This is a genomic window from uncultured Campylobacter sp., from assembly GCF_938018145.1.
Lineage (GTDB): Bacteria > Campylobacterota > Campylobacteria > Campylobacterales > Campylobacteraceae > Campylobacter_A.
Genome location: NZ_CALIII010000410.1, coordinates 1 through 8,043, shown reverse-complemented (window position 1 = coordinate 8,043; position 8,043 = coordinate 1). Strand labels below are relative to the sequence as shown.

Annotated in this window: 7 protein-coding genes and 1 tRNA gene; all 8 read right to left on the bottom strand. The window is 46.8% G+C overall.

Annotated elements, in window-relative coordinates; translation table 11 throughout:
- Positions 1 to 275: 275 nt before the first annotated feature.
- Positions 276 to 1,394 (bottom strand): glutamine-hydrolyzing carbamoyl-phosphate synthase small subunit, encoded by a 1,119-nt coding sequence (gene carA, locus Q0338_RS09445; protein ID WP_298086526.1) that lies wholly within the window; start codon positions 1,392 to 1,394, stop codon positions 276 to 278.
- Positions 1,391 to 1,942: a DUF507 family protein gene (locus tag Q0338_RS09440; RefSeq protein WP_002949092.1), complete on the bottom strand. Its 552-nt coding sequence runs from the start codon at positions 1,940 to 1,942 to the stop codon at positions 1,391 to 1,393. Before Q0338_RS09440 ends, carA begins: the two co-directional genes overlap by 4 nt.
- Before the next feature lie 251 nt (positions 1,943 to 2,193).
- Positions 2,194 to 2,823, bottom strand: a complete 630-nt coding sequence (locus Q0338_RS09435; RefSeq protein WP_298086525.1) for a MotE family protein — start codon at positions 2,821 to 2,823, stop codon at positions 2,194 to 2,196.
- On the bottom strand, positions 2,820 to 3,248 hold the full coding sequence (locus tag Q0338_RS09430; RefSeq protein ID WP_297938935.1) for a flagellar export protein FliJ: 429 nt from the start codon (positions 3,246 to 3,248) through the stop codon (positions 2,820 to 2,822). The genes Q0338_RS09435 and Q0338_RS09430 overlap by 4 nt, the downstream gene beginning before the upstream one ends.
- A 1-nt stretch (position 3,249) precedes the next feature.
- A complete protein-coding gene (locus Q0338_RS09425) occupies positions 3,250 to 4,500 on the bottom strand; it encodes an adenylosuccinate synthase (RefSeq protein WP_298086524.1) in 1,251 nt (416 codons plus the stop codon).
- Complete coding sequence (locus tag Q0338_RS09420; protein ID WP_298086523.1) at positions 4,497 to 5,366, bottom strand: ATP phosphoribosyltransferase regulatory subunit; 870 nt, start codon at positions 5,364 to 5,366, stop codon at positions 4,497 to 4,499. Before Q0338_RS09420 ends, Q0338_RS09425 begins: the two co-directional genes overlap by 4 nt.
- On the bottom strand, positions 5,363 to 7,615 hold the full coding sequence (locus Q0338_RS09415) for a PAS domain S-box protein (protein ID WP_298086522.1): 2,253 nt from the start codon (positions 7,613 to 7,615) through the stop codon (positions 5,363 to 5,365). Before Q0338_RS09415 ends, Q0338_RS09420 begins: the two co-directional genes overlap by 4 nt.
- An 82-nt stretch (positions 7,616 to 7,697) precedes the next feature.
- Positions 7,698 to 7,795 (bottom strand) — tRNA-Sec (locus tag Q0338_RS09410).
- Positions 7,796 to 8,043: the final 248 nt, after the last annotated feature.

Here is an 8,043-nt window from a genome sequence, read left to right as displayed (position 1 = left end):
GACTTTTTGGCGGCCAGCAAAACGGCTCGTCATTTTTAAACGACTTAAGCGAGGGCAAGAGCTGCCGCACGATCCTTTTGCACGCCCTAAACGCGCCAAGCATCGATCTTTAAGGCGCATGAAATTTAGCCGCGAGCGCGCCGCTTTAGCTCGCGATTATCGGAGCGCGAAACCCGCATGCGATACGTTGCGAGCTTTAAATTTAAAACTCGCCGCAAATTTAAAATTTTACCGCGCGATCGCGGTAAAATTTCATGCAGGCAAAATTTCAAAAATTATAAAATTTCAAGAAATTCTTTAAAGATATATTTGCTCTCGGTAGGCCCTGCGCTGGCTTCGGGATGGTGCTGCACCGAAAATACGGGATACTCCCTGTAGCGCACGCCCTCGATCGTGCCGTCGAAAAGATTTCTATGCGTGATCTCGGCGACCTGCGCGATCTCCTCGGGGACATTATAGTTGTGATTTTGCGCCGTTATCTCGACTGCTTTGGTTTGCAAATTTAAAACCGGGTGATTTGCGCCGTGCTGACCGAATTTTAGCTTGTACGTCTCAAAGCCAAACGCGTTGCTAAGCAGCTGATGGCCGAGGCAAATACCAAAAATCGGTACTCGCGCTTCGATCAGCTTTTTTATCTGCGCGATCTCGTTTTTCAGGGCCTTTGGCTCGCCCGGGCCGTTTGAGAGAAACACGCCGTTTATCTCGCCGCTTTTAAATTTAGCGATGAGCTCCTCTGCTTGCACGTCGTGCGGGTAAATTTGCGTCTCAAGGCCGGTTTCGCAAAGCTCGTTTAGGATGTTTCGCTTCACGCCGTAGTCGATGACGGCGATCTTTTTGCCGTTTGATTTTAGCGCAGAGTAGGCTTTGCTCGCGTGATCCCAAGCGCCCTTTTCGTGAGCGTAAATTTGCTCCGTGCTTACCTTTGCTACATAGTTTATCTCTGAGATTTTAGGCGAGTTTTCCAGAAGCTTTTTTAGCTCTTTTTCGTCTGAAATTTCAGTCGAGATAACTGCGTGAAGCGCGCCGTTATCGCGCAGCATCTTGGTTAAAAATCTCGTGTCGATATCGTAAACGCCGAATTTACATTGCTCTTTGAAAAATTCTTCCAAGCTTTTTTGCGAGCGGAAATTTGACGCGGTAGGATTAAAATCCCTCATCAAAACGCCGCTAGCGTGGATTTTCGCGCTCTCCATATCGTCTTCGTTTACGCCCACTATGCCGATCTCAGGCATGGTAAAAACAATAAACTGCCCGGCGTAGCTAGGATCGCTCATGATCTCTTGATAGCCAGTTAGGCTCGTATTAAAGACCATTTCGCCGCTAGCCGTACCGCTCGCGCCAAAGGCCTTAGCCTGCAAAAAAACGCCGTTTTCAAGGTAGATATAAGCTCTCACAGCATGCCTCGTTTTCTTAGCTCGTCCTCGTAGAGCCGCTCAAATACGATGTCGTACTCCTCGGTGCCGGGGATCAGCTTGCGCTTGTAGCCGTCGATCTTGTCGATGACCACGTCTTGTAAAATTTCATACGTTTTTAGATACTCTTCGATCGAGCCATAGATGATGTTTTTAATGCGGTTTTCAGAGACCGTGTAGTCGATGAGTCCCTTTTTCCAAGCGCTTTCTAGCACTAGGTGGGCAACGTTGCTAAAGCGGTCTTCGTACGTAAGTATCACGCCGTACTCTTTAGCCAGCTTCTTTTTTACGAGCCAAAACATATTTTTTCTATCGACTTGCATGCTCTCCATATCGTCTTCGTTCTCGGCAAGCACCTCGTTTACGCGCTCTTCAAGAGCCTTTTCTTTTTGCAAATCGTTATCTAAAATTTCTTTCGCGCATGCCGCTACGGGCTCTACTCCGCGCGTTAAATTTACGAATCCGGACTTTAATAAATCAATAGCGATTTTGTGCGCGATGTAGGGTGTGTGTGGGAGTTTTATACGCATTTTTACCTCTCTTTTTGGGCTTGATTTTAACCAAAATTTGGTAAGAAATACCTAAAATCTCACGGAGTTTTTTGTTTTGAAGGGCGTTTGTTTTAAGTAAAATTTGAAGCTAAATTTGACGCGCGGATAAAAATGCTTTTAAGACTGGGCGCTAGTTAAATTTAGGCTTTAGCGTTAAATTTGACCGCAGTAAATTTGAGGTCAAATTTAGACGCAAACCGAGATAAATTTAGAGCGTTATAGCCCCAAATTTACAAATTTAGCAGATTTCCCGCCGGGCCGTCCGGAGATGTCGGAGAGACTTCCTGCGTTACGTTTTTTTCGGCTTTTATAAATGGCGGGCCTTGCTTGATTAAAAGCGTGATTTCAGACGCCGCGGTAGGCTCCATTTTTGCCATTATCGCGGAGATTTTTTTAGGGCTTAGCGAGTACATGATGCTAGCCGCATCCGCCCTATCCATCGCGCTTAGCACGTCGGCGGCGGCTTGGTCCTTCATCTTGCCGTAAGCCTCGCCGACCTTGTCGCTAGTCATCGCTTTTAGCTCTTTTACGATTTCCTCGTTTTTCTTTAGTAGCTGCTCGGTTTGCTTTTTTTCCTCTTGCGCGCGGGCTAGAGTCGCGTTTATCTCGGCCTCTTTGACGGCTAGCTTGGCGTTTCGCTCCTCAAAAAGCGCCGCCGAACTCGCTCTAAAAGCCTCCAAACTCTGCCTTGCTTCGTCTATTTTGGCGAGCTCTCTTTTTAGCTCGTCTTTTCTGGTTTCAAATATCGAAACGCAGTCCACCGGGATCTTAAAGCCGCTTTGGCTCGCGCTTTGAGCGTTTACGTCGTTTGCGCCCCAAACGCATAAATTTAAAGTTAGTAAAATCAAAATTTTTTTCAAGCTTTCGCCTCTTTTTGCCTAGTAAAATTCATCGTCGCAAACTCGTCCAGAGCCGCCGCTTCGGCCTTTTTTATCTTTTCTATTTGCGCGCTAAAGTCCTGCGTTTGCAGGTATTTCATCTTTTCGTACTCCAAATTTGCCGCCTTGTGCTGTCGCTCGAGGTGCGCGATGTTTTTTTTCATTAGCTCGAGCCGCTCGGTTAGCAGATTCTTTTCTCGCCGCATCGCGCCCAGAAGCTCCAGCGATCCGCGCAGATCGGCCGCAGAGCCGCTAGAGGGCATTTCAAATTTTGAAATTTGCTCGGCGGCCTGCGCTATGAAACCCTCTATCATCGCCGCTTCGTTTCTGGTTCTTGCTAAATTTAGCTCGATTTTGTCTAAATTTCGCTTTTTTATATTTACGATTTGCGTAAATTTGCTTTTCATCTTAGCGAACTATCGTGTCTTCGCGCTCCGGGCTCGTGGAAACGATGCCGACCTTTACGCCCGTGATCTCCTCGATGCGCTTGATAAAGGCTATTGCATTTGTAGGAAGATCCTCAAATTTACGCGCCCCTTCTACCTTATCCCAGCCCTCAAGCTCCTCGTAGACCGGTTTTACGTCCTCTAAGTCGCTTGGGAAATACTCGATTATCTTGCCGTTTTTCTCGTAGGCTTTGCAGATTTTTACCTTTTTAAAGCCGTCTAAAACGTCAAGCTTCATCAGCGCAAATTTATCCACGCCGTCAAGTCTAGCCGCATATCTCACGCCTACTGCGTCAAACCAGCCCGTGCGGCGCGGTCTGCCCGTCGTTGCGCCGTATTCGCGTCCGATATCGCGTATCTTTTCGCCGTCCTCACCCATATCTTCGGTCGGAAATGCGCCGTTGCCAACGCGCGTGGTGTATGCTTTGATGATGCCGATCACCTCGCCGACGTTTTTAGGGCTTAGCCCGATACCGCTGCAGCTGCCTGCGGTTACGGTGTTTGAGCTAGTTACGAAAGGATAGGTGCCGTGATCGATGTCTAGCAGCGTGCCCTGCGCGCCTTCTAGCAAGATTTTCTTATCCGCGTCTATCGCTTCCCACACCATGTGCGTGGTGTCAACGATAAATTTACCCAGCGCCGCCTCGTAGCTCTTTAGCTCGCCCAAAAGCTCCTCGCGAGCAGGCGCTTTGACGCCCAAAACGTCTAAAAACGCTTTATTTGCCGCAAAATCGGCCAAAATCGCGTCGCAAAGCTTTTCGGGATTTTTTAGCTCTCCGACTCGGTGTCCGCTACGGCTGATTTTGTCGCTATACGCAGGCCCTATGCCCTTGCCCGTCGTGCCGATAGCGTGCGCGCCTTTGGCCTTTTCTTTAGCCTGGTCTATTTGCGCGTGATAAGGCAAATTTAAATGCGCCTTGTCGCTGATAAACAGCCGTCCCGAAACGTCTCCAAACTGCTTTAACTCTTCGATTATCGCGGCCGGGCAGAGTACGACGCCGTTACCGATGATGTTGATTATATTTTTATGAAGTATGCCTGAGGGAACCTGATGTAGCGCGATTTTCTTGCCCTCTACGACGATCGTGTGACCCGCATTGTGTCCGCCTTGACACCTGCACACCATATCGTAGCCGCCGCTTAGCAGATCTACGATCTTGCCCTTGCCTTCGTCTCCCCACTGCACGCCCACTATCACGTCAGCCTTGCTCATACTCTCTCCTTTTGATCTAAATTTTCGATTAACGCGTCGGTATATACGCCAAAGCCGCTACTTTTGATACCCTCTATCTCGTAGTTGCCGCCGCCACTTAGCACGGCGTTGCCGCCTAAAAATCTAAAAAACAGCTTACCATAATACCGCATCTTTGAATAATATAACGGAACAATTCTTAAATTTTCATATTTTACCGCCTGCGCCAGCTCTTTTATCTCAAGCAGTGCGGTTTTTATCTCGTCCGGCACTATCGGCAAAATCTCGTCGATGCCCTCGACCGTATTTACGAAGGCCAGCCTTTTTAGCCACTCCTCGTTTTGGTTTAGGATTTTTTCGATCTCGCCGTGCTCAAATATCGAAATAGGTAAATTTAGCAGCCTGCACACGATCTGCGGGATCGCGATGTGGCTGATTTGCAGCACGGGCGCGAGGTCAAAGGACTCAAAAAGCTCCTTTGCGATCTTGACGCTAGTAGCCAGATCGCTCTCGCCGATTAGCTCGGCGCCGATTTGATAGATTTCGGTGCTCGGATACTTAAAAACCGGCTGGATATAAAACCAGCGTTTAGGCTCGGTGTCTTTTAGGCGTCTAAGCACGATGCGAACGACGTCCACGGTGCTATCGGCGCGCAGGCTGATTTGGTGATTTTCGTGATCGCTAAAGCGCACCAGAGCCGTCGGCTGCACGCTTAGGTGCTGATGATACGAGAAAAAGGGTGTCACGATCTCGTGAAATCCGTTTTTTTCCAAAATTTCGCTCGCCGCGCGCTCGATCTTTCTTTTTAGTTTCGCGCTTTGTCCGAAATACAGCCTCGTGCCGCTCGGTATCTCGTGTTCGTAAACGTTCGCGTCAAATTCGCTCACTCTTGCTCCTTTGCTTTTGATTCGTCCGTGTTTGCCTCCGGCTCTCTCCACGGCAACTCGTGAAACGCCGCCACGAAGTAGTTAGGCTTTGAGCCGCTATAAACGGTCGCTATGTCAAGCTGCTCGAGGTAAATTTCGCCGTTTTTGCGCTTGTTGTAGATTTCGCTGCTATAAAAACCCTTCGTTAGCAGGCTTTGCCACATATTTTCATAAAATTTAGCGCCTTGGATACCAGATTTTAGCAAATTTGACGGTTTGCCTATAACCTCGCTTTTTTCATAGCCCGTTATCTTACAAAATGCCTCATTGGCATCTAAATATACGCCGTCTAGCCCGACTACTGCGACGGCTTCTTGCGCGTTTGCAAATAGGCTTAAAATCGTATTTTTATATGCGCCCTCTTTGTCGTCGTTTAGTCGCGCTATCTCCATGCCGGTTTTTGCGGTCAAATTTGCCGCTAGCTTGCTCTCGATAAAATACCCGATCACCTCGTCCACGGTTCTGCCGTCTTTTGAGATAAATTTGATAAATACGCTGCAGTTTATGACCTCTAAATTTTTCCTTATCAGCCTGCAAGACTGCAGCGACTCGTTCTCTTTTTTGAGCGAAGCTGCGTTAAATAGGCTAAATTTGATATTAAATTCATTCGCGAGCCTATCTCGGTCTTCTGGATGGATGATGTTTTTAAACTCGAATTCGTTTGAGAGTATTTCGCTTTTTTTGTATCCCAGCGCGCGCTCGATATTGTCAGAAACGCTTGATATATCGCCTATAAAGCGGTCCTTCCAAACCACGCTAAATAGCGGCGAGTGCGCGTCTATCTCGCTTTGCTTTTGCGCGTTTTTCTTTAGAGTGTTGCTCTTTGTAACATCCTTTACGACGCAAAAGCCGATCTTTTCGCCGCCGGGTAACTCGTAGTTTTGCTTGTAGATGCGCACCTGTTTTATCTCGCCGCCCGCGGCAAAATGGTTCGTTTCGTAAATTTCGCCTTCGTCTTCTTGCAGCGTTTTCATATCGGTCAAATTTGACGCGTTTAGCTCGGCTAAATTTTTGCTTTTTATCGCCTCCTCGCTAAATCCGTAAAACTCGCACGCTCTCGCGCTTGCTTCGACGATCCTGCCGCTTTTTGCGTCGATTAGTAGCAAGATAAAAGGTCCTTTTTCAAACAAAAATCCAAATTTGTGCGAGTACTCCTCAAATTTCGCCTTTTTCTCGCCGAAATCTCCGTAAAATTTGACGATCTCGTCCGAGATTTGATCAAATTCTTCTACCGAGCCGAATTTTGCGTAGGTCTTGATCTCCTCGCCGTCGCCGGCTTTTGCGACTAAATTTTTGATAGATAAAACTGGCTTTATAACGGAGTTTTTGACGAATTTGACGTAACGAATCGTAAAGATAGCGCCCACGGCCAAAAATGCGACGCAGATTAGTAAAAATATTAAATTTTCTTTTACGAATTTACCCATAGAATAGCTTGAAACCACGGCTAAACCGATCCCGGAAACTCTTTGGATATAATAAATCTCGCTATTTAGCGAGCCTAAATTTGCAAATTTTACTTCGTCGCTGTCTAGATAATCCACGTCCACGTCGTAAAGATCAAAGATGTTTTTGCGCTCTAAAACTAGCTCGGGGTTTTGGTGAAATACGATTCTGCCGCTTTTATCTATCGCGAACGAATTTACGCCGATCCTCTCGTATCCGCGCGCAAACTCCTCGTAAATCGCCGTAAAGCGTATGAGCGTAGCCACCATTTTGCCGTTTTTCATCTTTTTTGCGACGAGTCTTGTTGGTACGTCGCTTTTATCAAACATAAACTCTGATCTTAAAATTTTATCCTCAGGCTCGTTTTCCCAAGGCTTTGATAGGAAAAAGGCGGAGTACGTATCGCGCAAATTTTCATCGCTGACAAACTCTATCTCGCCGCGTTCGTTTACGACGAAAAAGGCCATGTATTCGTTATTGTTTTTTACGGCAAAGTCGAAAATAACGTTTGCGTCAAATTCGGGCGCATCGATGTAGATTTCGATGAGCCTTAGCTCGTTATTTATGATTGAGGCGCGCTCTTTGAGGAAAATTTTAAAGTTAGAATTCGCAGCGTAAATATCCTCTTTTACGCCTTCAAATTTTAAATTTAACCCAAAGCTTGCCGCGCATATCAGAAATACGGCGGTAGCAAAAAGCACCACGTATATCCTGCCTAAAACGGCGCGTGCGAGAGGAAATTTAGAGGCGGATGAATTAGCCAAAAGAAAAACCTTAAATTAATTTAATATAAACGGCTTATTGTAGCTGAATTTTGCTTGTTTTAAGATAATAAACGTAGAAGTTTGGCGAGAGGATGAGAGAATCGAACTCCCCGCGAAGCGGTCAACCGCCCCGCCATCGGATTTGAAGTCCGCGAGCGCCACCAGATCGCTTTATCCTCCGCGTCGTTGGATGATGAGCGCGATTATAGCTAAATTTATATAAATTTTAGTTTGATTTCTATAGTATTTGGAGAAAATTTTATGGGTCGGCGATGAAAAAGCTATTTGCGCGATTTTTTTTAAAAAACATCCTCATTTTTTCGCCGATTTTTTTCCTCGGCGGTTGCCTCGAGCTCTTTACGACCGTGACGCCGCTAACTGGCATAAACGTCTATGACGCCTACCAGATCAGCAAAGACGAGCGCGGT

What these genes read in the sequence shown, in the direction of transcription:
- Q0338_RS09440 (WP_002949092.1), bottom strand. Translation starts at nt 1,942, where the DNA reads ATGCGTATAAAACTCCCACACACACCCTACATCGCGCACAAAATCGCT.
- Q0338_RS09430 (WP_297938935.1), bottom strand. Translation starts at nt 3,248, where the DNA reads ATGAAAAGCAAATTTACGCAAATCGTAAATATAAAAAAGCGAAATTTA.
- Q0338_RS09425 (WP_298086524.1), bottom strand. Translation starts at nt 4,500, where the DNA reads ATGAGCAAGGCTGACGTGATAGTGGGCGTGCAGTGGGGAGACGAAGGC.